This is a genomic window from Croceicoccus esteveae (assembly GCF_031846435.1).
In the GTDB taxonomy this organism is placed as follows: Bacteria; Pseudomonadota; Alphaproteobacteria; order Sphingomonadales; family Sphingomonadaceae; genus Croceicoccus; species Croceicoccus esteveae.
In genome coordinates this window covers 1-26,525 of record NZ_JAVRHS010000018.1, presented here as the reverse complement: position 1 = coordinate 26,525, position 26,525 = coordinate 1, and the positions used below count along the sequence as shown (strand labels likewise).

Sequence of the window (26,525 nt, the reverse complement as noted above, 5' to 3'; positions counted from 1 at the left end):
CTACCGTGGCCTTGATGGCTCTGATCAGCGTATTCTTGTTGCAGGACAAATCCGGGATCACAGCCTTTTTTAGAAGCAGGCCTCTGTCATCTCGCCGGCGTAGAAATGTGCCTATAACGCCAGGATGACCCGGGCGGTTTTTCGCAAGATCATCTTGAACGCACTGACTTCCGCCGGATCATCAGGTCGGTAGGGCCTTTCGCTGCCCAGTTGCTCGGGATTGCAAACGTAATGAAGAATGCTGCCACTCAACAGGTTAACCAGATGCATCGACACCCCGGATGCGAAACGTCCGGCTGCATCTCCATCGCTGATAATCTCACGCAGCAATTGCAGTGCGTTTCGTGAAAACTCAGGAGAATAGCCGGACGGATGCGCGGCATTGGCACAGTTACGCAGGATAAGCCGCGCTGCCGTCGGCCGTGCAACCAGAAAATCAACCCAGCAATCGATGAGCAGCGTCAGCCGCTCCCATGGATCGTCAACCCCATCGAGGCGCAACTCCGTAAGGCTGACGAGACTCTCGTGAACATCGGCAAACACAGCCGAGAACAGCTCTTCCTTGCTGCGGAAGTAATAGAATATCGCCGCCCGCTTGATGCCGATGGCTTTGCCGATGCTTTCAAGCCGGGCTGCCTCGTAACCCAATTCGGCAAATTCACGTTCAGCGATTTCCACAATCCTCTGCCGTGTCTGCTCGCCCTTGCTCAGCTTTGATATTTCCAACGTCAATTTGCCCTCATCTGGGGACCGTGCGTGGAAGTGATCCATACGGCTGTGTCCAACTTACCGGAAAGTCAGTAGCCAGACTGAGTTTCGGGCACAAGACCGCCTCGCTTCCGGGGTTGGCTGAACCTCGGCCACCGATTACCAAAAACTTTCGACAACGTTAAAAAGTTACTTGCGAGTAAGTTCATTGCGGGTTAGCCTACTGAATAGTGGGAGGAGCGGCACGAGCATGACAACGCTTTTTGATCCGGTGAACCTTGGCGATACGGCGCTTGCCAATCGCATAATCATGGCTCCCATGACCAGAAGCCGGGCCGGACCCGGTGACGTGCCGACCTCGCTGATGGCTGACTATTATCGCCAGCGCGCATCGGCCGGCCTGATCATCACGGAGGGAACGCAGCCCTCAGCCGAGGGCAAGGGATATCTGAGAACCCCTGGCATCCACAGCGCGGATCAGATCTCCGGATGGCGCGACGTGACCGACGCGGTTCACGCAGAAGGGGGGCGCATCTTCCTTCAGATCATGCACTGCGGGCGGATCGCAAGCGGGCTTAACAAGGATCCCGCTGCGCAGACGGTTGCGCCATCCGCGATTCGCGCCCGCGGGGAGATCATGACCGAGCAGGGAATGATGCCGTTCGACGAACCGGTCGCCCTTGAAACCAGAGACATCCCGCGCGTCATTCGCGAGTTCGCCGATGCTGCGCGCAATGCCGTTGCAGCCGGGTTCGACGGGGTGGAACTGCATTGTACAAGCGGCTATCTGCCGGCGCAATTCCTGTCGAGCGGGTCCAATCATCGCACTGACGGCTATGGAGGCAGCAGCAGCAACCGGATCAGGTTTGTGGTCGAGTCACTGGAGGCCATGGCCGCCGCGATCGGCGCGGGTCGTGTTGGTTTCCGGATCTGCCCCGGCAATCCGTTCAACGATATTTGGGATGAGGATCCTGCGGAAACCTACGGTGCGCTGCTTCGCGCAGTGTCACCGCTCGATCTTGCCTATGTCCACCTCATTGATGTTCCCAGCCCGCAAGTGTCCAGCCTCAACCTCCTCAAGCACAACTGGCGAGGACGTACGGTGCTGAACGAAAGCTTGAGCCGGAAAAAAGCCGAGGAACTGATTTCGGGAGGGGTCGCCGATGCAGTCTCCTTTGGGCGGCCTTTCATCGGCAATCCCGATCTCGTCGAACGGTTCAGGAATGGAGCAGCCTTGGCCAGTTTTGATCCGGCGACGCTCTACACTCCCGGGCCCGAAGGTTACGTCGACTACCCGGCGCTGGTGGCAGTCAATTAAGAAAGTTGAGCATCCTTCCATGACTTCTCAGGAACAACCATCGACAGATTGGGCGCCGCCGCCCCGGCCGGACTGGCTAAAGACATTTCTTGATGAATCGAAAGCCTGGAACGGCAAGGCTGTCGCTCCCTTGCAGGCGGACGAACTTATCGAAACGGCTATTCGTCAGACTGGTTTTAATGATTTCGGCCCGGATGACTGGCGCGAACCGTTCCATATTCTCGTGAAAGCAATCGAAGAGGAGGCGGATCTCAACCTGTTCGGGCGTTTGTGGACCCGTCAGGAACTGGTGATGTTCCTTGAAACCCGCCTCAGGATCGAGGCGGAATACAAAGCCCATCCCGAAATCGAGGATGAAGAGATCGATCAGCCGGTGTTCGTCACCGGGCTGCCGCGGTCGGGAACTTCAATCCTGTTCGAGCTGCTGGCGCAGGATCAGCAGTTCCTGGCACCCGCCAACTGGGAGTTCGTGCTGCCCTGCCCTCCCCCCGAAGCGGAAACCTATTGCAACGATCCACGTGTGCCCCGCGCCCACGACTTGATCACGCAAATGGGTCGGGTTGCCCCTACCTACCAGGCGATGCATGAGATGGGCGCCTGGATACCAAACGAGTGCGGCGTTGCCTTCCGGTTGAGCTTCCGCTCCCAGCACCTCGCTGCAACCTTCCAGGTTCCGACCTATACCAACTGGCTGTTTGCCGCTGATCAGGAGCCTGCTTACCGCTACTACAAACGGCTGCTGAAACTTCTGCAGTGGAAAAATCCTCGCGGGCACTGGCTCCTCAAAGCTCCTGAGCACCAGTCCTTTCTGCCGGTCCTGTTCAAGGTATTTCCGGATGCGCGGGTGGTCATCACGCATCGCGATCCCGTCAAGGCACAGGGTTCGGTCACCAATCTGATGGGAACGATCTACTGGATGCGCAGCGACAAGCCTTTCGATGCCGCAGCGTTCGAGGAATTGCTGACGCCCGAAGGAACGGCGGCGCGACTGGACCAGATGATTGACTGGATCGACGGCAACGACATTCCCGCCGGGCAGATCAGCCATTCACGTTACGCCGACCTCATGCAGGAGCCGGTCGAGGCGCTGGAAGCCCTTTACGCAAAAATGCAGTTCCGCTTCACTGCCGAGACACGCGCTGCGGTCAACCACTATCTGGAGCAGAAGCCGAAGGGAAAGTTCGGCTCGCATCATTACGCGGTCGATCGCGAGGACAGCACGCGGCAATTGTTCGCGCGATACCAAAGTCAATTCGATGTCCCAAGCGAGGAGTGAGCCCATGCCTGAACAATATGAACAGGATCTCAAGGCAGCGTGGGACCGGTTTTGCGACGAGCTGAAGGAAGCAGGCGACATCGCCTTGAGGAAAACGGCGGCGAGCAACCCGGTCGATCGGGCGGCAGGTTTCCGGCTGTTGTCCCGCAATATCGCACTCGCGTTGCAGTTCGAGATGGAAAATGACGATCCGCAGCACCCGGAACTTCTGCGTTACTTCGACCCGCTGCGCAAGCAAGGTGGCGACAACACAGACGCACTTTATGTGGGCGCGCCGATCAACGGCACGGACACGTATCGCGTGAGTGGAACGCGCGGCCAGTCGCGTTATTTCGGAGTTACCGTCGTCGAGAAGGGCGATACCCCGTGGGGCGGTGGAGTTGCCGGGTCGTTGTTTGGTGACGAAATCGAGACTGATGAAGACGGAAACTTCGAGCTTTATCTCAGTCCCGACCCGCAGCCCGGCAACTGGATCAAGACGACGCCCGACACTTTCCGGGTAACTTTTCGGCAGTTCTTCGCCGATTGGGAGGGCGAGGCTCCGATGGAGGCGCGGATCGACCGCCTTTCCGGCGATGGAGCGCCGCCGCAGCTTGCCCCTGAAACAGTGATCGACGGCTTTGGGAAGGCCGCTCACTGGCTGCAGTGGTCGGTAACCTACTGGGCCGACATGATCGAGAAGTGGAAAGCACAGCCCAATCGCTTCCTGTCATACCGACAGCTGGACAATAACAAGATTGATGCAACGCCTGGTGGCGAACCGCTCATCGCTTACTGGATGCTGCCGGCCGACGAGGCGCTGATCATACGGGTAACACCTCCCAAAGCCCATTACTGGGCGGTGGAGTTCGGTAATTACTGGTGGGAAACCATGGATTACCGATATCGCCTCTGCAGCACGAACTGCCACCATGCCACGCTTGAGGACGATGGTGAACTGATCGTCGTGGTCAGCCATGATGATCCGGGCGTACCGAACTGGCTCGATCCGTCCGGCCACAGCGAAGGTTACGTAACGTATCGCTGGATGATGGCGGACAATTATCCTGTGCCCGAATGCGAGCAGGTCAAACGAGCGACCTTGCTCGACCACCTGCCGGCAAAGGTGAAGCGGATTACGCCGCAGGAACGTCGCGAACAGCTGGAGGAGCGTCGCCGCGGCGTTGTCCGAAGGTTCAAATGGTAGGCGCAGGCATCCGGCTCAAGGCTGAAACTCATTTGCAAAGGAAGGCATGAAATGGATCTGGGGCTTGCAGGCAAAACGGTCGTCATAACCGGCGGGAGTGGCGGTATCGGTCACGGGCTTGTCATGGAGTTCGCACGCGAAGGCGCAAACGTCGTCTCCGCCTCGCGCGATGTCGATACAGGTGAAAAACTTGCGCAGCGCGCCAAGAGTGACGGTCTTGCAGGCAGCATCCTGCCCGTCGCGACGGATGTGACGGACAGAGCGAGCGTGGACGCGATGCTGGACATCGCACACGAACGGTTCGGCCTGGTGGACGTACTTGTCAACAATGCTGGCGGTGTGGGCAAGACCTGCCCGTTCGATGAACTGGATGAGGAAACCCGTCGCTGGGAAATCGCGTTGAATATCGATGGTGTAGTGAACTGCACGCAAGCCGTTGCCAAGGACATGCTGTCGCGAGGCACAGGCAGCGTGATCAATATTTCGTCAAATTCTTCCCTGCTTGGCGAGGCGGCGCAGAACATCGTTCATTACGGCGCAGTCAAAGGTTTCGTGAACAGTTTCAGCAAGCTTCTCGCTTACGAATGGGGACCCAAAGGCGTGCGGGTGAACAACATCGCGCCGGGCTGGATCGTGCCGCACAAGAACGAGGAGATTGCCGCGGGCAGCTTCTGGAACCGTCTCGAGATGGGAACTCCTGAAGGGATGCAGCAGGCGCTGGAGGACGGCAGCCTCTTCAACATGAGCAGTCTGCCGATCAAGCGGCTCGGACGCCCCGAAGACATGGCTTACCTGACCATGTTCCTTGCATCTGACCTCTCCAGCTACATCACCGGTCAGCTCATTTCGGTGAGCGGCGGCGTTTACATGCCATGAAGCTTCATGATCAGATCTGTATTGTCACCGGCGCGGGCGGTGCTGGCGGCATCGGGGAGGCGATCGCGCGCCGGTTCGTTGCCGAAGGTGCGCGGGTCGTCGTCTGCGATATCGTGGAGGACAAGGCGCAGGCAGTGGCAGCCGATCTTGGCGAACTGGCGATCCCCTGGCGTTGTGACGTGACCCGATCCGCAGAGGTAGAGGCTCTCGTCGAAGCCGCGGTAAGGCGGTTCGGAAGACTTGACGTAATGGTCAACAACGTGGGCTTCACGACCCCCGGCTTGCTTGGCGAACTTGACGATCAGGCGTGGAGCGACGTGCTGAACGGCAATCTCTCCTCGACCTTTTACGGGCTCCGGGCCGCGCTGCGCCCGATGCGCGCGCAGAAAAGCGGCTCGATCATCAATGTCGGCTCGGCCGCAGGATTGGGAGGCGCTCCGGGCCTGGGTGCGTATGGCGCTGCCAAGGCCGGTGTCATCAACCTGACCCAAACGGCAGCAGTCGAGAATTTCAAGGGAGGGGTTAGGGTCAACTGCATCCTGCCCAACGCAGCGACCGAGCCCTTGCTGGCCTGGTTCGAGGCGACCGAGGCAGGGAAGAGGACCCGCTCCGAGATCGAAGCTTACGCGCGTTGCGGAGCACCGGAGGAAATCGCCGCCGCCGCAATGTTCCTGGCATCCCGAGACAGCAGCTATGTCAACGGTGCCGTGCTCCCTGTCGATGGTGGCCTGTGTGCCCGCGTCGGCTGCATCAGCGCAGAGATCGAGTAAACCAATGCAAGCAGCAATTTTCAAGGAAACCGGTACACCGCTTGTCGTCGAGCGCGTCGCCGACCCAACTCCTGGCGCTGGCGACGTTATCGTCGCCGTCGAGCGGGCCGGTATCTGCGGCTCTGACCTGCACGTCACGCGCCATGGCATGGTTCCGCCAGGAACTGTCCTTGGCCACGAGTTTGCTGGCAAAATCGTGGCGCTTGGCGAGGGGGTCAGCAGCCACTGGCGTATCGGTGACCGGGTCACGGCACTTCCCATCCACGCCTGCCACGAATGCGATGCCTGCAACATGCAATTGCCGGCACTTTGCAGCGCAATCCAATTTGCCGGCACCACCTTGCAATGGCAGGGCGCTTATGCGGAGTTCATTGCGGTGCGGGAGAACATGCTCCAGCGGATTCCAAGCGGCGTCTCCATCGATGAAGGCGGCATGATCGAGCCGCTGGCGGTTGCACATCATACCGTGGAACTGGCGCACATCGCCAAGGGCGAGGCAGTGCTGGTAATCGGCGCCGGTCCAATTGGCGCGGCCGTGACACTGTTTGCCCGCCTAGCGGGAGCGGGACCAGTGATCGTCAGCGAACACTCCGCCGAGCGACGCGCTCTTGCGCTGGAACTTGGCGCAACAGCGGTCATCGATCCGGGGACCGAGGATGTCGCGCAGCGCTTTGGCACGCTCGCGGGTCGCTCTCCCCAGATCGTGTTCGAGTGTGTCGGGGTGCCGGGTCTGCTGCAGGAGGCAATCCGGCTCGCAGGGGTGCGTGGACGTGTCGTGGTCGCCGGTGTTTGCCTGAGCGAGGATCGCATCATGCCGCTGGTCGGGCTGAGCAAGGAAGTGAGCCTGCAGTTCACCCAGTGCTACACCGAAGATGATTTTGCGAAGGTGATCGATCTGGTGGCCCGTGGTGAGGCTCAGGTCACGCCCTTGCACACCAGCACCATCGGCTTTGCGCAACTGCCCACGATGTTCGAGGCGTTACGCACGCCATCCGGGCAATGCAAGGTGCTCATCGACCCATCACTTGGCTGATCCCGTCACTTGGCTGATCATGATGATCGGCCATCAGGTTCAAGAGGCGTCATGTCCCAAACACCACCACCAGAACTGGCCTCCAACAGCGACCAGAAGCCCTGCTCCATGGAAGGGCTTCGCTGGCGCGCGGAGTGGATCCGCCTCGAAACGATCAGGCAGATCGCCGGTGCCGGTCTCGGCCATTATTCAAGCACGTTCAGCGCAGCAGAACTGCTTGCCGTCCTTTACTACCATACTCTGCGGATCGATCCCAAGAACCCGCAGTGGCCCGATCGCGACAAGTTTCTGCTGGGCAAGGGGCACGTCGGTGTGGGCCTGTGGCCGGTGCTGGCGGACCTTGGATACTTCCCGTCAGGGTGGCTGGAGAATTTTGGCAGGATCGATTCGCCACTGACCGATCACCCGATCATGCGCGAGGTGCCCGGCGTAGACTTCAGTTCCGGGTCGCTTGGCCACAATCTGTCAGTCGGTGTGGGCATGTGCCTTGCGTCGCGGTTTCGCAGCGGCAGCGACCGGACATTCGTGTTGCTGGGCGATGGCGAGTTGCACGAAGGTCAGGTCTGGGAAGCGGCGATGTCCGCCTCGCATTTCAAGCTCGGCAATCTTGTGGCGATTGTTGACGCAAACGGGAGCTCGGCTGACGGCCCCACATCCGAAGTCATGAACATAGAACCCATTGCGGGCCGCTTCGAGGCATTTGGCTGGCGTGCGGTGGAAATTGACGGGCATGACGTCACCCAGATCGTTCAGGCGATGGACGAGATCCCGGACGCTGACAGCACTGTCCCCACGGTGATCGTGGCCCGAACGCAGAAAGGCAAAGGCGTCTCCTATATGGAAGCCGCGCCACGCGAATGGCATTTGGGCTTCATGGGATCGTCCGACCGGCAGCAAGCCGAACAGGAAATCAGGAGCCGCATCGGATGAGCAACGATTCCATCGACATGGTCGACCCGTTCTCCTTCACCAGCGCAGCGGAGGTCGAGGATGGAGCCGTAATCGGCCAGACGCTGATCGAATTGGCGCAGGAACGCGACGACATCGTCCTCATTGCACCTGATGTCGGCCGTGGCCCTGCAACCACCTCCTTCATCGATGCCTTTCCCGACCGCTACATCGATACAGGCATTGCCGAAAACAACGCGGTTTCGATCGCGGCGGGTCTTGCCGCGTCAGGCTTTCGCCCGGTGGTTTTCGGCATTGGCGCCTTCATGGCACCCAAGTGCCTGGAACAGATCCGTACCGACATTGCCATCAACCGGCTTCCCGTGACGTTGATTGCCGCATGGGGCGGGCTCGACATGGGCTATTTCGGCGCCAGCCATCATGGGCTCGAAGACATCTCCATGTTGAGGGGAACGCCTTATCTCACCATCATGTCCGCCGCCGACGATCATGCCATGCGGACGTTGATGCGTGACGCGATTACAGGTGGCATGCCGACCTACATCCGTGCCCCCAGCGGCGCGGCGCGTGCGGTCTATGATGCCTCACCCGATTTCGATCGTGGTGGTCTTCAAACGATCCGGGACGGCAGTGACATCCTCCTGATCGGCACGGGCCTTGGCACATCCTTGTGCATCGCCGCGGCGGCAATATTGGAAGAACAGGGAATGTCTGCACAGGTCGTCGATGCACCCTACCTCAAGCCCTTCGACCAGCACGGTATCTGCCGCCTGGCGCTCGCTGCGCACAACGTGCTTGTCGTAGAGGAGCACAATGTCACCTGCGGGCTTGCGTCGCTGGTTGCCGAAGCGTTGGGTCGCGGCGGCGTGGCGCGGCCCATGCACGCAATCGGTCTCCCGGATGGTGATCTTGCGGTTGCGGTGCCGGATCAACTGTTCGCCCGGTACAACCTGACCGCAGAAGCAATTGCATCAAAGGCACAATTGATCATTCGCTGATTATTTTTGAACGTGAAGCAGACCTGCTTCTTGTCTGACAGGGCATGTCCAGAAATCGTCGCAGTACGGCATAATTGAAAAGGGAGAGAAGATCATGGGGAAATTGGTCCAGTCCGCCTTGCTGATAACATCAGCGACGATTTTTACCGCTGTTCCGGCCTGGGCACAGGATAATACGGTTCAGCCCACACCGCCCAACGAGCAAGGCAGAGATCCTACCCCGGTACAAAGTGGCGGTGTCGAGGAAATCATCGTCACAGCCAGAAAGACGGCTGAGAACCTGCAGGATACCCCTGTTTCCATCACCGCGTTTTCAGAAAGCTTTCTTGAAAACCAGAACATCCAGCAGGTTGACAAGATAGCGCAGTTTACGCCCAACCTTGTCATCTCAAAGCAACCGTCGAGCCTTACATCGGCGTCGATCCTGATCCGCGGCATCGGCCAGATCGAGCCATCCGCCGTCGCGGAGCCTGGCGTCGGCATGTACCTTGACGGTGTTTACATCGCGCGCACGGCAGGCGCAATCCTCGATCTTGTCGATCTCGAGCGGATCGAGGTGCTGCGCGGGCCCCAGGGCACGCTCTTTGGGCGCAACACGATCGGGGGTGCCATCCAGCTCATTTCGCGCAGACCGACAGACGAACTCGGGGTTGATGCCAAAGTCGGTTACGGCAGCTTTGATACCTGGTACGCCAAAGGTACGCTCAACACGGGGTATATTGCCGGCACGCCGTTCAAGGCCACTGTTTCCTACCAGCATCGGGAATCTGGTGGTTGGGTCGACAACAAGCTGACCGACAAGGATCCTTACGGGTTGAACACCGACGCCGTGTGGATCCGGGTGCGCGGCGATATTTCCGACGCATTCAGCATGGATTACAGCTTCGACTGGAACAAACGCGAAGGTCAGTCACCTTACTTCCAGCTGGTCGCCGCGACTCCGAATGTCGCCACCTATCTCGGCCGCTCGGAATCGCTGGGTGGCGATCCGCTGATCTTCAGCCGCGAGCGGCTGCGCGATGGTCTCCAGGAAGGCTTTACCGATAGAAAGGGCGAGTTTCGCTGGGATTCGCGAGTGAAGGCGTTAGGTCATGCGTTGACGCTTGACTATGAAGTCGGAGATTTCCTGAATCTGAAGTCGATCAGTGCGTATCGCGAATTCAATCAGGACACGATCCTGGGGCTCAGCGGCAACGGAAATCTGCGCGGCATCGTCTTTGACCCCTCGTCGCCCACGTTAACTTCTGTTCAGCGGGTGACGACCTACCAGGGCAACAATGCGCCCCAGGACCAACGCCAGTATTCGCAGGAGCTTCAAGCAACAGGAAACATCGATGACTTCAGCTACATCTTGGGCGCTTATTATTTTGACGAGAAAGCAAGCGAGCGCAACCAGCAGTTCCTGACCATCATCACACCTGTCGCGGATCTTGGAAACGTCGGCTTTCAGCCGGAGTTCGTAGGCGCCATTCAGGCGCTGAACCCGGGGCTGGATCTGATCGGCATCAATGCGTTTCCTCTCTCGCTGTTCGGCGGTACCGCCAAATCGACAGCTCTCTTCGGTCAGGTAAGCTGGCGCCCTTCGACGCTCGAGGAGAAACTGGAGCTGACCGGCGGGCTTCGTTATACCTGGGACAAGAAGACCCTCTTCCTGGACACGGATGGCGATGGTACCCCGGACGTTGAAGGTCGTCGCAAGTTCAAGAACCTGTCGTGGCTGGCATCAGCCAACTACGACTTTACCGACGATCTGATGGCCTATGTCCGCGCTGCGTCCGGTTACAAGAGCGGGGGGTTCAATCCTCGCGCAGCTACCCTGAACGGGTTCGATTCGGAGAAGGTGATTGCCTACGAGGCCGGTATCAAGGCTGACTGGTTCGATCGTCGCCTGCGCACCAACCTTTCGGTTTACCGCACCAATTATGACGATCTGCAGATCAACCAGTTTTCCTCGGGCAGCAGTGGATCAGTCGCGCTGGTCCTCAACGCCGGCCGAGCGCGCATTCAGGGAATCGAGTTCGAGGCAACCGCAGTACCGGTGGAACGCCTGACGCTGAATGCCTCGTTCGGTTATACGGACCCGAAGTACAAGGAGTTCCTGTTTCGTGATCCCGTCACCGATGTGGTCATTAACGTGGCGGATGAAGCCCGCTTTGCCAATGTGAACAAGTGGAACTGGACTGCAGGTGCGCAATATGCGTTCGCGCCGTTCGAGTTTGGCGAGCTCCTGGCGCAGATGAACTATTCATACCGCAGTGAAATCATCTTCCACCCACTGGACCGGATAAACATCTTCAACAAAGAGGTAGCCTCGCCTGGTCATGGGACTCTTTCGGCACGGCTCACATTGTCCGACATTGCAGTAGGAGACCGAACCACGGCCGATGTTTCCCTGTGGGGTGAAAACCTCGCTGACAATGACAGCATCATTTACGGAATTGATTTTGGCGGGTTGGGTTTTGGAGGTGCCTATTTCGCCGAGCCACGCAGCTTTGGCATTGATGTGAGACTTCATTACTGATCCCGGAGACATTCCGCCAACACGCAAATTGTGCTTTTGTGGACAAGCGAACGGGGCCAACATCATGAAGCGATTTCACAGATGGGCAGTCGGTGCATTGCTGGTGCTGATCGGACTGATCCTCGCAGTGGCGGGCGGGTGGTTGATCGCGCTTGGCGGATCGTTCTACTATCTTGCCGCTGGCCTGGGCTGCGTGGTGTCGGGGGCCCTCATCATACACAACCGGGTCGCCGGCGTCTGGGTATATACGGCTGTTGCAGCCGGCACTGTGCTATGGGCGTTGTGGGAGGTGGGGATCGATTTCTGGCAGCTGCTCCCCCGCGTAGGTGGGCCGCTCGTCATCCTCTTTTACATAGTGACGCCCTGGTTCCGCCACAGCTTTGAAGGCAGCGAGCAAGAGTTTGCCAAAGCACCACGCCGTCTGCGGACGTCTTCCATCGCTGTTGCCGCCGGCGGCATAGTTCTGCTCGCTGCGGTTTCGTTCATCGCTCTGCAGCCAACCCACAGCACGGCGGACAGCCGGGGAACTTATCCGGCCGAAGCGACACCAGATTGGGTCGACTATGCTGGTGACAAAGCGGGCACCCGGTTCTCGCCGGCGACACAGATTACACCTGCCAATGTGTCGGACCTGAAAATCGCCTGGACCTTTCGTACCGGTGACCTCCCGGAAAACTATCCGAACAGCCGGGCTCCGCAGATGTTCGAAGCAACTCCGCTGCAGGTTGGAAACACACTCTTCATCTGCACGCCGCGCGACATCATCATTGCTCTGGATGCGGACACGGGCGAAGAGCGCTGGCGCCACGATCCGAAGATCGACGATACCGGCGTTTACACGATGACCTGCCGCGGCCTCGCCTACCATCAGTCGGCGCCATCCTCAGGCGCGGATTGCCCCGGCCGGCTGCTCGTGGCCACGGTCGACGGCCGGATGATTGCCGTCAACGCCCAGACCGGACGGCGTTGTCGAAATTTTGGCCGCAATGGCCAGATTTCCCTTCGAGACGGCATGGGCTCCATCGAGCCAGGCTTTCACTTCAACACCTCTCCGCCCGCAATCGTTGGCGATGCCGCGATCGTGGGCGGCTTTGTGCTCGACAACATGGCATCCGACGCACCGTCCGGCGTCGTTCGCGCGTTCAACGTCATCGACGGCAGGCCATTGTGGAGCTGGGATGCCGGCAGGAAGGATCCGAACGCTCCGCTTGGCCGTGGCGAGACGCATATGCGCGGCTCTCCCAATGCGTGGAGCTTGTTCAGCGCCGATGAGAAACTGGGCCTCGTCTACGTGCCCACGGGCAATCCCTCGCCAGACTATTTTGGCGGGCAGCGCAGCCCCGAAATGGAGCGTTATGGCAGTTCGGTTGTCGCTTTGAACGCTACCTCTGGCAAGATGCAGTGGGCGTTTCAGACGGTCCATCATGATCTTTGGGATTATGACGTCGGATCCCAACCGGTGCTGGCGGATCTGACAATTGGTGAAAACCAGGTTCCCGCCCTGATCCAAGCCACCAAACAGGGCGAGATCTTCCTGCTAGACCGACGAACAGGTCAGCCACTCCTGCCAGTCGAAGAGCGACCGGTGCCGCGAGGCAACGTTCCGGGCGAACGCTATTCTGCAACGCAGCCGGTGTCGCGCGCGCTGCCAAGCCTTGTGCCTCCTGCGCTGCGGGAGCAGGACATGTGGGGCGCGACGCCGCTTGACCAGTTGTGGTGTCGTATCTCCTTCCGGCAGCTTCGCTATTCCGGTCGGTTCACTCCTCCATCATTAGACAACAGCCTCATCTTTCCCGGCAACAACGGCATCATGAATTGGGGCAGTGTGGCCATCGACACTGAACGGCAGATCCTGGTCGTGCCGACATCCTACATGGCAATGACACTGAAGCTCATTCCGCGAGATCAGGCCCCTGCGACCGATCAGATCGTGCTGGACGGCCGTGCCGCCATTTCGCCCATGCTCGGTACGCCCTACGCAGTTCGAACAGAGCGTCCGTTCCAGTCGCCGCTCGGCCTGCCGTGCAACGCACCACCTTGGGGCAGGCTGACGGCAATTGATCTGAAGTCACGAAAAGTTCTGTGGCAGCGTCCCCTCGGAACGACGGCCGACCATGCTCCGTTGCGAATTTCCGTCCCAGGCGTTTTCAATCAGGGCGGCGCGATGGTAACCAGAAGCGGCGTCGTGTTCATCGGCGCGACACTCGACAATTATCTTCGCGCCTTCGATCTGACGAGCGGCAAGGAGCTTTGGAAAGGCCGCCTGCCCGCCGGGGGGCAGGCGCTACCCATGAGCTATGTATCGCCGCAAAGTGGCAAGCAATACGTCGTGATTGCTGCAGGAGGGCATCAGTTCATGGATACGACGATCGGGGATCATGTGGTTGCCTATAGCTTGCCCGAGTGAGAACTTCGCCCGTCCTTCGGCAGCACAATTGGCACAAATAGCGATTTGCATTAGCGGAGCGTAGCCCGCAGGTTCTTGGGCAATCTCAGGAGGCCGGCTTGCGGTGCTGCAAGCGCCGATGTTCGATGATTTTTTTTGTTTGATCCTGTCGCGCCGTTTCATGATGGCTGCGGCGCGGTCGAAGTAGGCGTCGGCGGGCGTCACATTGTTGAGGCGCTCGTGGTAGCGGTGGTGGTTGTAACAGTCGACCAAGGCTTCGATCTGCGCCTCCAGGTCACCGGGCACAAAGTGATTTTCGACCAGCCTGCAGTTCTTGATTTCTCGTGCCAGCGCTCGATCTTGCCCTGGGTGTGGGGGTGGAACGGCGCGCCGCGCACGTGGCTCATGGCTCGCCCTGCGATGCCATCGGCCAGTTCACCCGCGATGTAGCTCGGCCCGTTTTCGCTGAGCAGCCGGGGCTTATGCCGGATGTGAGCCTGGTCGCAGCCTGATGCTGCAAGGGCCAGGTCGAGCGTGTCGGTGACGTCTTCGGCCTGCATCGTGCTGCACAGGTTGAGCTACGCCTGTGTCGACTCCCGGCCGATGATGCAGCGCGCGTAATCTTCGAGCACGATCGACAGATACATCCAGCCCCAGCCGATGATCCTGAAGCAGGTAAAGTCGGTCTGCCAAATATCGTTCACCCGGGTCGTATGGGTATGGAAGCAATCGGCCGCATTTACCACTACACAGGCTGAACTAGTGGTCAGGTCACGGGCCTTCAACAAGCGTAGACCATTGCTTGCAACACGAAGTAGTGACCCTCATCCGTGATCCGAGCAGCCAACTTGCGTGGGCTCATCTCTTACTGCCCCAGCACCAGCTTGATGATCTCGAGCTTCTCGGATGCAGGAGACCTCATTCCTGGCCTCCCCCAGCCGCCAGCATGCTTTTCTTGAGAAGACTGTTCTGCAGGGTCAGATCGGCCAAGCACCCCTTGAGATTGCGAGATCCTCGGCAGATCCTTCACCTCGGCTGTCGCCGCCGCACGGGCAGTGTCGCCAGCGAGGCGATGCTTCCCGGCTTCCATGAGCTCGTTGGCCCTTGGTCAGCTTCGCTTCCGATCAGGTGTAATACAGGCTCTGGATAATGCCTTTTTTGCGGCGCAGCTCAGCGATGCTGTCGTCAAGGCGCGGCTTATCTAGCACGATACGGATCTTGTCCTTGGCCAAAAAAGTGCGTCGAGTGGCACATGAATGTCACCAACCTTCTTGCCGGTTGGAGCGCAAACAGGTTCGGGGCACAGCCGATCGTGCTGCTCGGCATTCGATCTGCCGCGCTGAGGCAGGCAGCGGCAGGTTACGCCGCTTCGAAATCGCTGATGGTTGCGGCAATGGTTCGTGATCCTGTGGCTTTGCGAGCGGGATGGCGGCACAGGCAGGACCGATGATCCTTGCTCGCGTCGTCGGGCAGAACTCCTTTGCCACCATCCTAGGCTTCAACACGTTGATCGTCGGACTGATCGGCGCATTCGCGCCGCTGGGCACCGACTGCCTGTACCGGCTGGATGGCGGTTATTTCCTGCCGAGCCACGGACCACGATTCACGCCTGTCGCGCCCGATCGCCATCTGTTCAGGGTTGGCAGCGTTTCCGTCGAGCTCAGCGGATGGGCCGCGCCCGAGCCGTCGCCCCGACATATCTCGGCTGAAGGAAAGCCTCGACACCGAAGTCGTCACCATCTGCGCCGGTCTTGCCGGCGGGTTGCTCGTCCTCCATCTGGCGCAAGGCGGCTTAAGCAGCGTCGTGCTGGAATCCCGTCAGCCGGGATGGGGCGCCTCCCGCCGCAAGGCGTTCTTTGCCGCCTTTCGCGAACACCGGGGCTTGCCAATCGCACTCGCGCGCGAAAACGCCATTGATTGTGAAGCGACGCAACGGGGTTATCTGAACGCGATGACGGGCACGCGTGCACAGGCGCTCCGCTGACCGCCCATGGCGCGGCGACACAGCCATTGTCCGGATAACTCATGCACAGCATCATGCCGGGAGGCATGTCATTGGCCGAAACGCCTGTCGATCTCAGCCCGTTGGAGGATGGATCGTCACGGATGCCTGATCCTGTCCAGCATTCCCACGCCAAGACGATGGGCAGATGCGCAGTGGCATTTCGCGGAGCATCTGAAATGGATCCGCAAGGTTTGCCCACAAAACCGCGACGTCGACATTCGGCGCATGCATTACTGGACCGGATGGGTCGCCCTGGGTGACCGGAATTTTCCCGGCGTGTTCGGGCTTATGTATTTCATTGCACGGGTAAACGGGATGGCGCCCTTCATGGGCAAGTTTCTGGCGCAAGCGCTGGGAGCCGATCGCATGGACGCGCTGTGCTTTCTCATGCAGCAGCTGGAACGCGTCACCGTCTCGCGCAGCCGCGAGCTCCTGATCGGCAGGCTGCTCGATCCCGCCGCCCGCGCAGCGCGCCAGCTGGGGCTGCTCAGCTACTCCGGCCCGAACGATACCGCCGCCGGAAAATGGCCAGCCAATGGCGGAACGCGGGCACCGCCGTTACGAAACCGGGAACAGCGGTCCTGCCAGAGAGCGCGATAATCGCAAATCTGTGCGGTGATGCTTTCCAGTCGTGGTCTAGCGTCGGGTTTTGCGATGGCCCTGCCCTGCGAACGATACAGAATGGAACAGGAGATGACGGCATCATACACCACAAAAAGGATGAGTATCTGTCCATCAATCCCAAGGGTCAGGTTCCGGCCATCCGCTTCGATGATGGCGATGTGCTCGCCGAAGGGACGGCTATCCTGTCATAGCTGGGCGCCACTTTTGGCAAGAATGGCTACGCACGCGAGACCGTTCTAGGCCGCAAGGGAGCCGAGGCGCTTTCCAACGTGATGTCGGAAGTGCACGCGACTTATCGATGGTCATTTCGGAACGACAAGGCACACAGGCGAAGGAAGATGGCAAGCGCAAGACCTACAAAAAGCCCGACGAGCAATATAGGTGGATGGACGGCATCCTGGCCGAAACCGGCGGCGAATGGTGTCTGGGCAAGCGTTCCCTTGCCGACACGATCCTTTGCGTGCTGACCCGCTGGAACGAATAGGGCGGCAAAGCGGCGAAGCGGCGAGGAGGCGGGCCGTTAATCCTCCGTCTGCTGATCCGGACCGGCGGCTGCATCATTGCTGGCAAGGACGCGTTCGACCCGACGGTCGGGGACCAGCCAGATCAAGGCCACGGCGACATAAACCGCCAGACCCAGTTCGGTCAAAAAGAACGACGCCGTCACCCCCACGGCATAAAGCGCAATGGACAGCTTGCCTTTGCGATCATCGCCGATGGCCTGCGCCAATTGTGATCCCGCCCCTTCATGGCGGGCGAGCATGGCGGCCAGCAACCGGTATGCGCATGCATTCATCAGCAGGATCACGCCATAGCTCGCAACTGGCGCCACATCGTCTGGCGTCGTGCCCATCCATCCTGTCACAAAGGGGATGAGCGATAACCAGAACAGAAGGTGCAGATTGGCCAGCATGATCGGGCCGGTCGCGCCGTCCGCTGCCTGGAACAGATGATGATGGTTGTTCCAGTAGATGCCGACGTAGACGAAGCTGAGGATGTAGGTCAAAAGCCCCGGGATGACGGTCACGAGATCGGCGAAGCTCGACCCCGCCGGTGCCTTCAGATCCAGCACCATGATCGTGATGATGATCGCGATCACACCGTCGCTGAATGCCTCGATCCGCCCCTTGCCAATTCCGTGCCTGATCACGTCATAATCCTTTCGCCTGTGCGCTGGACCTGAAGGCGATTGGCTGGACGATGGCAAGCTGGATCAGTTATCCGACGCCCGCACAAGGCAGAAGCAGGATTGATCAGCACGCAAGGCTTCGCCTTTTAGCGACCGGTACGAAACCGAACGCCTGCACATTCCGTCAGCAGGACGGCGCATGATGTTGCGGGTCCACGAGATGAGACGGTGCGTTGCTCCACCTTGTGCCGAGCCCGGGACCGGGAATGCTGCGTGATGATTAGGGAGTCATCTTCCGATGAAGATCGCGATGCTGGCCACGGACTCCCGGTCAAACAGTTCCGGTTCGATGCGGCGGGCGGTCCCGATCTGCTGTTCTTTGGCTGGATCCATCCTGACAAGCGCGCGAGAGAAGCCATGCAGGATTATCATCGACGATACGTCGAGCCGGCGGTCGACGGTATGAAGGTGCACTTTGACGAAGCCGTCGGTCGCGAACGATGGCTGCGGGTGCCGGGATCAGCCCGCGCCTCCTTCACCTCATCTATTTCAATGAACCGTTCGGATCGTCATTCATCGAGGCGAAGGCATCGCGAACGCGGATCACTACCACCCGGCGCGGCTCCATCGCTGAACTGATCGATGATGGCACGACGGAATTTCTCGTCGAAACACCCGCACGGGTGACCGCGGCCATCTACTGTGCCGGCAACCTCAACCGCGCGGCCATACGTCGGCGGGTGGTGAACCGGTTCAGCGTAGATCGGGTAGCGGATGATCATGGCTCGCCATATCGCCGCATCCTGGGATGACCGGCATTGGATCACTCGGATCGATCGCGTCGCAGTGCACCCGTGAGCCGACCGCAACAGGCAATGTTTCACGAAACTGGCGCGGCAGGATATCCATCGGATCGGTGCGGAACCATGTGACCCTTGGCACCAAGCGCCGACTTGCGATCGCCTCTTTTTGGAGAAGCACCATGGCTGAAGAATTCATCCCGTCAGCAAGGATTTCTGAAACGTCTGCGGAGATTTCCGGATCGCGGGCATCCTCAATATCCGCCCGCGATGCTCGTTGGTCAGGCTCGCGAGCGGACGCTTCGTATTCCTCGACAGCTATAGCTTGACAGGCGACCTGCGCGCGCAGGTGATGGCTTTGACCGATGATGGATCGGCGGTTGACACGGTCCTGCATGTGCACCCGTTTCACAAGGTGCATTGCACGCAGATGGCTCGTGTTTGCCATCCGCCACATTCTACGGATCATCGCGCCACGTGCGGAGCCCCCGAAGTCGCTTTGGCAACAAAGATGGTTGAAGCTGAGGCGGTTGCTGCGTGTTCGGCGAACTGGCCTTTTCCCTACCCGACGGGATCGACTACATTTCGGACGATGAGAATGTGCATGCAGGATCGCTGTTGGTCTTTCATTCATCGAACGGTGCATTGCACGTCGATGATACGTTCAACGTCCTCCCGCCTCCCGCTTCCTGCTTTGATGCGCAGGATCCTGCAGGTTCCACGTCTGGCGTTCCATTCAAGGCTGACGGATGCGCCGCCTGACGACCCCGACGCTGGTCGCCGCTACTGCGACTGGGCCGAACGCTTCGCGCAGGATTGTTCGGCGACGGAGACGCTATCCGCTGCACATTCGGCGCTCCCCCGATTTTTGCAGGATGCGGCTTTTCACGAGCCTTGAGGGACGCTGTCGCAAAAACGCGACCGGGGCTGGGAAAAGCCACGTGAATGCTATCCCATGTTGAATTCGCGTCCTGCGTGTTGCCGGTACGGCAGCATGCGAGCAAATATCCTGACGGCTAAAGCAGTTTGTCGAGAGTGATCGGCAGATCCCGGATACGCCGCCCGGTGGCGTTGAAAATGGCATTGGCGATCGCCGCACCGGTCCCGACGATGCCGAGTTCACCCAAACCCTTCACATCCATGGAAGACAGCGCGTCGTCCTCCTCATCCACGAAGATGACATCAATACGGTCCACGTCCGCATTGACCGGGATGTGGTATTCCGCAAGATTGTGGTTCATGAACCGGCCGAACCGATGGTCGGTAAACGTCTCCTCCTCCAGCGTCTTGCCAATTGCCATGACGGCCGCGCCCATGATCTGGCTGCGCGCGGTCTGCGGGTTTAGGATCCGCCCCGCAGCAGCAGCGATCACGAGCCGGGTGACACGCACCTGACCCAATTGTTCGTCAACCCGCACTTCCGCAAAGACCGCAGAATGGGTGTAGCCGACATAACGCAGCTTGGCGAGAAAATGAGGCAAATTGGTCTTTTCCGCCTCCAGCCGGTCGAGGCCGTGACCTTTCAACACGTCGGCGTAGGTCACGGACCGCTCATGATCGGTCTTGAGCATGATGCGGCCGTTGGCAAAGATCACATCCTCCTCGCTTGCATCGTTCAGCGGTGATCCAGCCAGCGTGCGCGCATGGCTCAAGAGGTCGGAGCGTACCGCTTCGCACGCCATGCGCACGGCGTTACCCGCCGACGCCGCGGTCCACGACCCGCCCTCCACCGGCGAGGCAGGGTAATCGCTGTCACCCAGATTTGCCGACACCTGCCCGATGTCGAGACCCATGGTTTCGGCGGCAATCTGCGCCAGGATGGTGTAAGTGCCCGTACCGATATCCGCCGACGCGGTCGCGACGTTCAGCGTGCCATCGGATCGGAGCGTCGCACGTGCGGACAGGATGGTGGTGCGTGCCTCCCACACCCCTGTCGCCATGCCCATCCCCACCAGTTCGCGTCCGTCACGCACGCTGCGCGGTTCGGGCGAACGGCGGCTCCATTCGAATGCCTGCCCACCCTGTTCGTAGCAGGCGCGCAACGCCTTGGATGAAAATCGCTTGTTCCGGTTTTCGTCTTTCTCCGAATAATTGCGCAGCCGCAATTCGACCGGGTCGATGTTCACCGCTTGGGCAAGCTCGTCCATTGCCGATTCAAGCGCGAACAGGCCAAGCGCAGCACCCGGTGCACGCATATCCGAAGGGGTGTAGGTATCGAGCTGCGCCAGCCGGTACGAAAATTCGGCGTTGGGACAATGGTAGAGCATGCCTGACCAGTTGACGACCACCTCCTGATGATCCTCGAACGTGGACGTCCCCGCGATCGCCTCGTGGCTGAGCGCTGTAAGCCGCCCATCGGTTGTCGCACCCAGTTTCACCGTCTGCAACGTGTGTGGCCGATGAACATGGGTCCACATCTGGTCGCGGGTCAAGACGACGCGTACGGATCGTTTCAGCGCGGTCGCGGCCATGACGGCAAGGAACAGCTGATATTGCGGACGCAGCCCCGACCCGAAGCCGCCACCGACAAAGGGGGTGACGACATGAACGTCCTTCGCCTTCATGCCAAAGACGCCCGTCACGTATTTCTGGCTGTTCATGACACCCTGGATCTTGTCATGAACGGTGATCGCCCCGTCGCCCATCCATTCCACCGTGGTGGCGTGCGGTTCCATGGGGTTGTGATGCTCGACAGCCACGCGATAATCGGCGTCGATCCGCACCGGCGCGCCGGCAAACGCGACACCAAAGTCGCCGCGCGACGAAGGCGGACCGGAAATCCCGAAGCGTCCCTTTGGCGGCACGTAGGCGCGGGCCTGCGCAGCCATGATGTCGGTCTGGTGGTCGGCCACCTTGATCTCGATCCGCACCAGCGCGGCAGCATCGCGTGCGGCTTCAAAACTGTCGGCGATGACGAGCGCGATTGGCTGGCCGCTGTACAGCACCCGGTCATCGTAAAGCGGGCGGAACGGATGACCGGGCGGCGCTACCTGATCCTGATAATTGCGGTCCATCCATGCGGTGTCGGGCCGGTTTTCATGCGTGAAAACCTCCACGACGCCCGGAAAGGCCATGGCGGCGGTCGCGTCGATATGCCTGATCGTGCCGCGCGCCACCGGCGAACAGACGACATAACCATGATGTAAGTCCGAAGGCGTGAATTCGGCGGCATATCGGGCGCCGCCCGTCACTTTCATCGGACCATCCACCCGGTTCTGCTGATATCCGATGATCTTGGGTGCGGTGGTGGGCATGATGCGGTTTTCCTTAGCGGATCTGCTTGTCGATCTGCGACTGTGGCGTGCCCGCCGCCGCTTGCCCCAAGGCGCGCACGATCGCACGGCGGGCAAGATCGATCTTGAAACGGTTGTGTTCATGGCCGACAGCGCCGTTCAGCAGCAGATCGGCGGCATGCACGAAACGGTCATCTGTCGCCGGGCCGCCGGTCAGCGCCGCTTCGGCTTCCGGGAGTCGCCACGGCTTATGCGCCACTCCTCCCAAGGCGAGGCGCGCGGCGGTTATTGTATCGCCATTCATCTCCAGCCCCACGGCGACCGACACCAGCGCGAACGCGTAGGAAAGGCGATCGCGCAACTTGAGATAGGTATGATGACGGGCAAACCCGCGCGGCGGCAGTTCGACGGCAACGATCAGTTCGTCTGAAGCCAGCGTCGTGTCCTTCCACGGTTCATCCCCCGGCAGGCGGTGGAAACGAGCAAACGGAATGCGCCGCTCCCCGCCCGGTCCTTCGACAATGATCTCGGCTTCGAGCGCGGCCATGGCGACGCACATGTCCGACGGATGAGTGGCGATACACGTGTCGCTCGCCCCCATTATTGCATGGATACGGTTGACGCCCCCGATCGCGGGACAGCCGGTGCCCGGCTCGCGCTTGTTGCACGGCGTGCCCGTGTCGTAGAAATAATAGCACCGGGTGCGTTGCAGCAGATTACCGCCGGTCGTGGCGGCATTGCGCAACTGGCCCGTTGCCCCCGCAAGAATTGCGCTCGACAGGAGGGGATATTCAGCCTCGATCCGCTCATCATAAGCCAGAGCGGCATTGGTAACCAACGCACCAATCCGCAGCCCGCCCGCGTCAGTTGCCTCGATCGAACGAAGCGGCAGCTTGCCGATATCGACGAGCAAGGTCGGCGTTGCGACATTGTACTTCATCAGATCGATGAGGTTTGTACCACCGGCGATCACCTGTGCCTGCGGGTCTGCGGCCAGAGCGTTCACGGCTTCCTGGACTGTGCCGGCGCGCGTGTAATCGAACCGGATCATTGCATGGGCTCCCCGCCCTCTCTGGCGCCGGCGGCCACTTCGACGATGGCATCGACGATGTTGGGGTATGCGCCGCAACGGCACAGATTGCCGCTCATCAATTCGCGGATCTGCGCACGTGACCCGGTGCGCCCTTCCGCCACCAGCCCCACTGCCGACACGATCTGCCCCGAGGTGCAATAGCCGCATTGAAATGCGTCATGATCGACGAACGCCTGCTGCATCGGGTGAAGATCGTCGACCGTTCCCAGCCCCTCCACCGTGGTCACATCCGCGCCGTCCCTTGTCACGGCAAGCACCAGGCAACTGTTCATGCGGCACCCGTCGACAAGGACAGTGCATGCCCCGCATTGACCGTGATCGCATCCCTTCTTGGTGCCTGTCAGGTCCAGCTTCTCACGCAGCAGATCAAGCAGCGAAGTCCATGGCGCGACAGAAAGATGATGCGCCACGCCATTGATCGTCAGATGGATGGGAATGCACCTGCCATCCTGCTCGCCTGCACCGGTGACCGCTGTGTTCGGCATCATTCGATCCTCATGCTGCATGGCTGCGGGTCGACACCGCTTGATATGGAGGACGACGGACCGGCTCCAGACGCTTCGCATCGTTCAACCGTCGTTTGACAAGCCACGCCGCCGCACCCGCAAGCACAATACCTCCTGCGGCAAAGGCCGCAGGCCGCAGCCATTCCGGGACTTCCACGTGCTTGCCGCGTGTCGAAAAGCTATCGGGCAGTCGCAATTTCACCGGTAACTCCGTTGTATCGATGTTGTTAGAACCCATGCGCCCGCTCAAGAGTTCCGGCCACAGGCAGCGCAGCCACGCGTTGCAAACCGCCCCAGCCGCGGGCGGCGCTGGTGATGCCCGTTTCCCGGATCAATTCTGCTTGTCGGCTGTTAGGGAAAATTGGAGCGAAGGAGTAATCATGATACGTTCGATGCTGATGGGTTTAGTTGCCGGACAACGCGCGATGACACCGCTTGCCGCCCTTGCCGGAGCGGCCCGCCGCGGCACCTTGCCTTACGATAATGGCGAGGCCCGGTTGATGGCGGTCCCGCTGATCGCAGCAGGCGGGGTGGCGATGGCGGCGCTGGAAATGGCGGGCGACAAGATGAAGACTGCGCCCGACCGCACGGTGTTCCTGGGCCTGCTCGCGCGCACCATCACCAGCGGCTTTGCCGGCGCCACGCTCGCACCGCCGAGGCGCCAATTGGCCGGTGCGGCAGTCGGCATCGGCACGGCGATCGCATCATCCCACATCGGGCTGGCGGCGCGCAAACGTGCAATGCGGCGCTGGGGCCAGACGGCGACCGGCTTTGCCGAGGACGCAATCGTCTTCGCTGCCGCCAATTTGATCGCCAATTCCAAAGTCGTAGATTAAGGGAAGAAAACGCCTCGCCTCCAACGGCAGGGTTGCCGACCGTCTCGTATTCCGCTCGTAACCAAGCTCCTCCGCTGCATCAGCAGCGATCATGCATGACCTCCATAAGCCTGATTGGCCTGCGCATAGCTGCATGATCTTCATTGGAACGATATACATTCGTCATCTGGCGGTGTAAAATTGGGCAGCATCATGGCTCTGGCAATCAATGGCTTATCTGGCACTGACGTAACGGGCACCTGATCGCAGCCAGGCGGGATCGCCGCATTGCTTGGCATGAAGGACGCGGTCGACATGGATGATATCGCGCGAGCCGGTCGGGTGGCCGACGGGCTCATGCCCAAGGCGGCTGCAGGCCCGATCGACTTGCTGGGCTAGGGCAATGTCATTGGCGGGATCATCCCCAAAGCCATTCTTCGTCGCAATCACGAGGCGCGCAGAAGCCGGTCGCGTGAATTGAGCGAACGGCTGTATGAAGTCAGCCGCGTCGTCGTTGCCGCATAGCGGAGCTACGGCGGAGATGCCAATGCGGCACGCGAGTTCCTGTCGCGCACCATCCCTTGCTGGACGGGCGGTCCCCTTTGGTCTTGCCAAAGCGAGTTTCGCGGGCGCCGATGCGGTGGTTAATCTGCTGCGCCGGGCCGACGCCAGCTTCGCTGAATGAACCATGGCGTGCTGGAGATTTCCCGATCCGGAACGATCGCGGAGCCCGGCGCAGCGAAGGACAGTGGCACCGCGCGGGTACCGGCATTATTCACGCATCGTGCCATTGTTCGACGGCCATGCTCGAAAAGCTGGTGCATCATTCCGGCGTGCTGCACCAATCGCGGCGGCGATGTCGCACGCAGAGCTGGCCAGTGGTGATATGAGGACGCGCTCGGCCATGCTGGCGTACCCAGCATCGTTGCCCGCATGGAACACAATGTCGTCTGCAACACCGAACATGCCGATTTCGCTGACATATGGACCGGGCTGGAGATTTCCGTCTGGTGGGACAAACGATTTTTCCCTCGGCAACGTGGGTCTATCGCCGCTGCAAAGAGCTTCGTTTGCAAGGCTGCTCCTCCCCTGGCGCCGGGTGGTTAGCGCGGCGCGGTCAAGTGCTTCCAACTCGCGCTCTTTTCATCACGCAGTTTCGCAGCCCAGTTCGCATCCGCCAGCAACGATCGGCCTACAGCGATCAGGTCGAAGTCTCCCTTGTCAATCTGCGCCGCAATGCTTTTGAGATGTTCAGGCGACACGCCCGGTAATGTCGTCTCGCGCGCCGTCGCTTGTTCTTCGGTGAACAGGTCCGCCAGACCGATCGAGCCGACCGCGATCGTCAACAACCCGGTCAGCACCTTCGTTCAGCCGCGAGATTGCGCCCACTGCCATCGCAGGCAGGGGTCCAAGCCTCGTGCGGCGAACCATGCAGGATGTCCGCACCCGCCGTCGCCAACGGCTGCATGAGTGCGCTCAGGTCTTCCGCAGTATCGGCAATCCGTGCATCATAGGCACCGATCTTGAATTGCGAAACGTGCGCCAGGATCGGGAAGTCGGGTTGTGTGGCGGCCCGGCACACGGCGATGACACGCGCGGGAATCCGGGCACGGTTTTCCGGCGGGCCGCCATAATCATCTCGGCAGCGGTTGGTCGCGGACCACAGGAACTGGTCCAGCAGGATGTCGTGACTGGCATGAATTTCCACGCCATCGAAGCCGTGCTTGCAAGCCAAGGCGGCGCTACGGGCAAAGGTGGCTTCCACCGCGTCCATGTCCGTCGCGGTCATCGTGCGGCCGACGCGATCGCGGCCGGCCACAAGATCGGCAATTGCGTAACCGGAGGGGCAGATAGCCGGTGCGTTGCCTAACGCATTGATGTCCCGCTCCATTCCGGTGTTCCATATTGGAGGATGAGCTTACCGCCGGCCGCATGCACTTCCTTAAAAATTTCGCACCATCCGGCCGATGCGTCGTCGCCCGAGAAAATTGAACCGCTGCTGTCAAGATCGGTAAGATCATGCCCCAATGCCGCCGCGCCGGTGATGGCAAGCGTCACTCCCCCTTCAATCCGGCGGCGCAAATAGGCACCATAGTCACGATGCGGCCGTCCGACATTCAAAGGCGTATCCCATTGGCGACATCACAATGCGGTTGGGAAGCGCAGGATTGCGCGATAGGAACGGCGTGGAAACGTGGCCATGCACGGCGCCGAGCAGGGGATCGGCTTGCTTGCATTCGCTCGCCTGCCTTTCGGACAGGTGCATCTGGATCGGCAGACCCCGAACATCGACCAGTGCGTGGATCCTGCCAGTGCGTGGAACCTGCCAGCGCGTGGAT

General features: G+C 60.2%; 29 protein-coding genes and 1 pseudogene. 19 read left to right on the top strand and 11 right to left on the bottom strand.

All coding sequences use genetic code 11. From position 1 onward, the window contains the following. Positions 1 to 111: 111 nt before the first annotated feature. Positions 112 to 726 carry a TetR/AcrR family transcriptional regulator gene (locus RM533_RS13265; protein ID WP_311341709.1) on the bottom strand — a complete coding sequence of 205 codons (615 nt, stop codon included), beginning with the start codon at positions 724 to 726 and terminating at the stop codon, positions 112 to 114. A 232-nt stretch (positions 727 to 958) separates the two neighbouring features. On the opposite strand from RM533_RS13265, the gene RM533_RS13260 reads away from it, so the two are divergent. The 10 genes from RM533_RS13260 to RM533_RS13215 all read left to right on the top strand — a co-directional run bounded on the left by RM533_RS13260 (position 959) and on the right by RM533_RS13215 (position 14,002). After that, positions 959 to 2,026: an alkene reductase gene (locus RM533_RS13260; RefSeq protein ID WP_311341708.1), complete on the top strand. Its 1,068-nt coding sequence runs from the start codon at positions 959 to 961 to the stop codon at positions 2,024 to 2,026. Between the two features lie 19 nt (positions 2,027 to 2,045). Next, positions 2,046 to 3,302 (top strand): sulfotransferase family protein, encoded by a 1,257-nt coding sequence (locus tag RM533_RS13255; protein WP_311341707.1) that lies wholly within the window; start codon positions 2,046 to 2,048, stop codon positions 3,300 to 3,302. A 4-nt stretch (positions 3,303 to 3,306) separates the two neighbouring features. Next, on the top strand, positions 3,307 to 4,488 hold the full coding sequence (locus RM533_RS13250; RefSeq protein WP_311341706.1) for a DUF1214 domain-containing protein: 1,182 nt from the start codon (positions 3,307 to 3,309) through the stop codon (positions 4,486 to 4,488). Between the two features lie 51 nt (positions 4,489 to 4,539). Continuing rightward, positions 4,540 to 5,364, top strand: coding sequence for an SDR family NAD(P)-dependent oxidoreductase (locus RM533_RS13245; RefSeq protein WP_311341705.1), 825 nt, complete (start codon positions 4,540 to 4,542; stop codon positions 5,362 to 5,364). Continuing rightward, the gene (locus RM533_RS13240) at positions 5,361 to 6,134 is read left to right on the top strand and encodes an SDR family NAD(P)-dependent oxidoreductase (RefSeq protein ID WP_311341704.1); all 774 of its coding nucleotides are present in this window, start codon (positions 5,361 to 5,363) and stop codon (positions 6,132 to 6,134) included. The genes RM533_RS13245 and RM533_RS13240 overlap by 4 nt, the downstream gene beginning before the upstream one ends. A gap of 4 nt (positions 6,135 to 6,138) precedes the next feature. Further along, complete coding sequence (locus RM533_RS13235) at positions 6,139 to 7,167, top strand: alcohol dehydrogenase catalytic domain-containing protein (protein WP_311341703.1); 1,029 nt, start codon at positions 6,139 to 6,141, stop codon at positions 7,165 to 7,167. 51 nt (positions 7,168 to 7,218) lie between these two features. Further along, complete coding sequence (locus RM533_RS13230; protein WP_311341702.1) at positions 7,219 to 8,097, top strand: transketolase; 879 nt, start codon at positions 7,219 to 7,221, stop codon at positions 8,095 to 8,097. Next, entirely contained in the window at positions 8,094 to 9,074 is a 981-nt protein-coding gene (locus RM533_RS13225; RefSeq protein WP_311341701.1) for a transketolase family protein, read from the top strand. The genes RM533_RS13230 and RM533_RS13225 overlap by 4 nt, the downstream gene beginning before the upstream one ends. A gap of 103 nt (positions 9,075 to 9,177) precedes the next feature. Further along, the gene (locus tag RM533_RS13220) at positions 9,178 to 11,595 is read left to right on the top strand and encodes a TonB-dependent receptor (RefSeq protein WP_311341700.1); all 2,418 of its coding nucleotides are present in this window, start codon (positions 9,178 to 9,180) and stop codon (positions 11,593 to 11,595) included. A gap of 64 nt (positions 11,596 to 11,659) precedes the next feature. After that, positions 11,660 to 14,002 carry a membrane-bound PQQ-dependent dehydrogenase, glucose/quinate/shikimate family gene (locus RM533_RS13215; protein WP_311341699.1) on the top strand — a complete coding sequence of 781 codons (2,343 nt, stop codon included), beginning with the start codon at positions 11,660 to 11,662 and terminating at the stop codon, positions 14,000 to 14,002. Between the two features lie 85 nt (positions 14,003 to 14,087). Here RM533_RS13215 and RM533_RS13210 read toward each other — a convergent pair. Then, a pseudogene (locus tag RM533_RS13210) lies at positions 14,088 to 15,231 on the bottom strand (transposase); the annotation flags it as partial. Between the two features lie 2 nt (positions 15,232 to 15,233). On the opposite strand from RM533_RS13210, the gene RM533_RS13205 reads away from it, so the two are divergent. The 5 genes from RM533_RS13205 to RM533_RS13190 all read left to right on the top strand — a co-directional run bounded on the left by RM533_RS13205 (position 15,234) and on the right by RM533_RS13190 (position 17,094). Then, complete coding sequence (locus RM533_RS13205) at positions 15,234 to 15,431, top strand: hypothetical protein (protein WP_311341710.1); 198 nt, start codon at positions 15,234 to 15,236, stop codon at positions 15,429 to 15,431. Between the two features lie 117 nt (positions 15,432 to 15,548). Further along, complete coding sequence (locus tag RM533_RS13200) at positions 15,549 to 15,965, top strand: FAD-dependent oxidoreductase (RefSeq protein WP_311341698.1); 417 nt, start codon at positions 15,549 to 15,551, stop codon at positions 15,963 to 15,965. Positions 15,966 to 16,073: 108 nt separating this feature from the next. Beyond that, the gene (locus RM533_RS13195) at positions 16,074 to 16,586 is read left to right on the top strand and encodes a hypothetical protein (RefSeq protein ID WP_311341697.1); all 513 of its coding nucleotides are present in this window, start codon (positions 16,074 to 16,076) and stop codon (positions 16,584 to 16,586) included. Next, the gene (locus RM533_RS13740) at positions 16,511 to 16,801 is read left to right on the top strand and encodes a thioredoxin domain-containing protein (RefSeq protein ID WP_432265084.1); all 291 of its coding nucleotides are present in this window, start codon (positions 16,511 to 16,513) and stop codon (positions 16,799 to 16,801) included. The genes RM533_RS13195 and RM533_RS13740 overlap by 76 nt, the downstream gene beginning before the upstream one ends. A 107-nt stretch (positions 16,802 to 16,908) precedes the next feature. After that, complete coding sequence (locus tag RM533_RS13190; RefSeq protein WP_311341696.1) at positions 16,909 to 17,094, top strand: glutathione S-transferase family protein; 186 nt, start codon at positions 16,909 to 16,911, stop codon at positions 17,092 to 17,094. A 36-nt stretch (positions 17,095 to 17,130) separates the two neighbouring features. Here the strand turns inward: RM533_RS13190 and RM533_RS13185 are convergent, their stop codons facing one another. Continuing rightward, complete coding sequence (locus RM533_RS13185; RefSeq protein ID WP_311341695.1) at positions 17,131 to 17,760, bottom strand: TMEM175 family protein; 630 nt, start codon at positions 17,758 to 17,760, stop codon at positions 17,131 to 17,133. A 479-nt stretch (positions 17,761 to 18,239) separates the two neighbouring features. On the opposite strand from RM533_RS13185, the gene RM533_RS13180 reads away from it, so the two are divergent. Continuing rightward, the gene (locus tag RM533_RS13180) at positions 18,240 to 18,551 is read left to right on the top strand and encodes a glycosyltransferase family protein (RefSeq protein ID WP_311341694.1); all 312 of its coding nucleotides are present in this window, start codon (positions 18,240 to 18,242) and stop codon (positions 18,549 to 18,551) included. A gap of 525 nt (positions 18,552 to 19,076) precedes the next feature. Next, entirely contained in the window at positions 19,077 to 19,301 is a 225-nt protein-coding gene (locus RM533_RS13175) for a hypothetical protein (protein WP_311341693.1), read from the top strand. 254 nt (positions 19,302 to 19,555) lie between these two features. On the opposite strand, the gene RM533_RS13170 is transcribed toward RM533_RS13175, so the two are convergent. The 4 genes from RM533_RS13170 to RM533_RS13155 are packed head-to-tail and all read right to left on the bottom strand — an operon-like array spanning position 19,556 to position 23,609. Continuing rightward, entirely contained in the window at positions 19,556 to 21,793 is a 2,238-nt protein-coding gene (locus tag RM533_RS13170) for a xanthine dehydrogenase family protein molybdopterin-binding subunit (protein ID WP_311341692.1), read from the bottom strand. 13 nt (positions 21,794 to 21,806) lie between these two features. Further along, positions 21,807 to 22,823, bottom strand: a complete 1,017-nt coding sequence (locus RM533_RS13165) for an FAD binding domain-containing protein (RefSeq protein WP_311341691.1) — start codon at positions 22,821 to 22,823, stop codon at positions 21,807 to 21,809. Then, on the bottom strand, positions 22,820 to 23,350 hold the full coding sequence (locus RM533_RS13160) for a (2Fe-2S)-binding protein (RefSeq protein WP_311341690.1): 531 nt from the start codon (positions 23,348 to 23,350) through the stop codon (positions 22,820 to 22,822). Before RM533_RS13160 ends, RM533_RS13165 begins: the two co-directional genes overlap by 4 nt. A gap of 10 nt (positions 23,351 to 23,360) precedes the next feature. Beyond that, positions 23,361 to 23,609 carry a hypothetical protein gene (locus RM533_RS13155; protein WP_311341689.1) on the bottom strand — a complete coding sequence of 83 codons (249 nt, stop codon included), beginning with the start codon at positions 23,607 to 23,609 and terminating at the stop codon, positions 23,361 to 23,363. A 142-nt stretch (positions 23,610 to 23,751) separates the two neighbouring features. On the opposite strand from RM533_RS13155, the gene RM533_RS13150 reads away from it, so the two are divergent. Continuing rightward, complete coding sequence (locus tag RM533_RS13150) at positions 23,752 to 24,207, top strand: DUF4126 domain-containing protein (RefSeq protein ID WP_311341688.1); 456 nt, start codon at positions 23,752 to 23,754, stop codon at positions 24,205 to 24,207. Positions 24,208 to 24,821: 614 nt separating this feature from the next. Further along, positions 24,822 to 25,076: an RES domain-containing protein gene (locus tag RM533_RS13735; protein ID WP_432265083.1), complete on the top strand. Its 255-nt coding sequence runs from the start codon at positions 24,822 to 24,824 to the stop codon at positions 25,074 to 25,076. On the opposite strand, the gene RM533_RS13145 is transcribed toward RM533_RS13735, so the two are convergent. The 4 genes from RM533_RS13145 to RM533_RS13130 are packed head-to-tail and all read right to left on the bottom strand — an operon-like array spanning position 24,958 to position 26,307. Further along, positions 24,958 to 25,317, bottom strand: coding sequence for a hypothetical protein (locus RM533_RS13145; RefSeq protein WP_311341687.1), 360 nt, complete (start codon positions 25,315 to 25,317; stop codon positions 24,958 to 24,960). The two genes, RM533_RS13735 and RM533_RS13145, sit on opposite strands and share 119 nt — an antisense overlap. After that, on the bottom strand, positions 25,290 to 25,532 hold the full coding sequence (locus RM533_RS13140) for a hypothetical protein (protein ID WP_311341686.1): 243 nt from the start codon (positions 25,530 to 25,532) through the stop codon (positions 25,290 to 25,292). The genes RM533_RS13145 and RM533_RS13140 overlap by 28 nt, the downstream gene beginning before the upstream one ends. Before the next feature lie 8 nt (positions 25,533 to 25,540). Next, positions 25,541 to 26,077 carry an oxidoreductase gene (locus RM533_RS13135; RefSeq protein WP_311341685.1) on the bottom strand — a complete coding sequence of 179 codons (537 nt, stop codon included), beginning with the start codon at positions 26,075 to 26,077 and terminating at the stop codon, positions 25,541 to 25,543. Continuing rightward, complete coding sequence (locus tag RM533_RS13130) at positions 26,053 to 26,307, bottom strand: hypothetical protein (RefSeq protein WP_311341684.1); 255 nt, start codon at positions 26,305 to 26,307, stop codon at positions 26,053 to 26,055. The genes RM533_RS13135 and RM533_RS13130 overlap by 25 nt, the downstream gene beginning before the upstream one ends. Positions 26,308 to 26,525 lie beyond the last annotated feature (218 nt).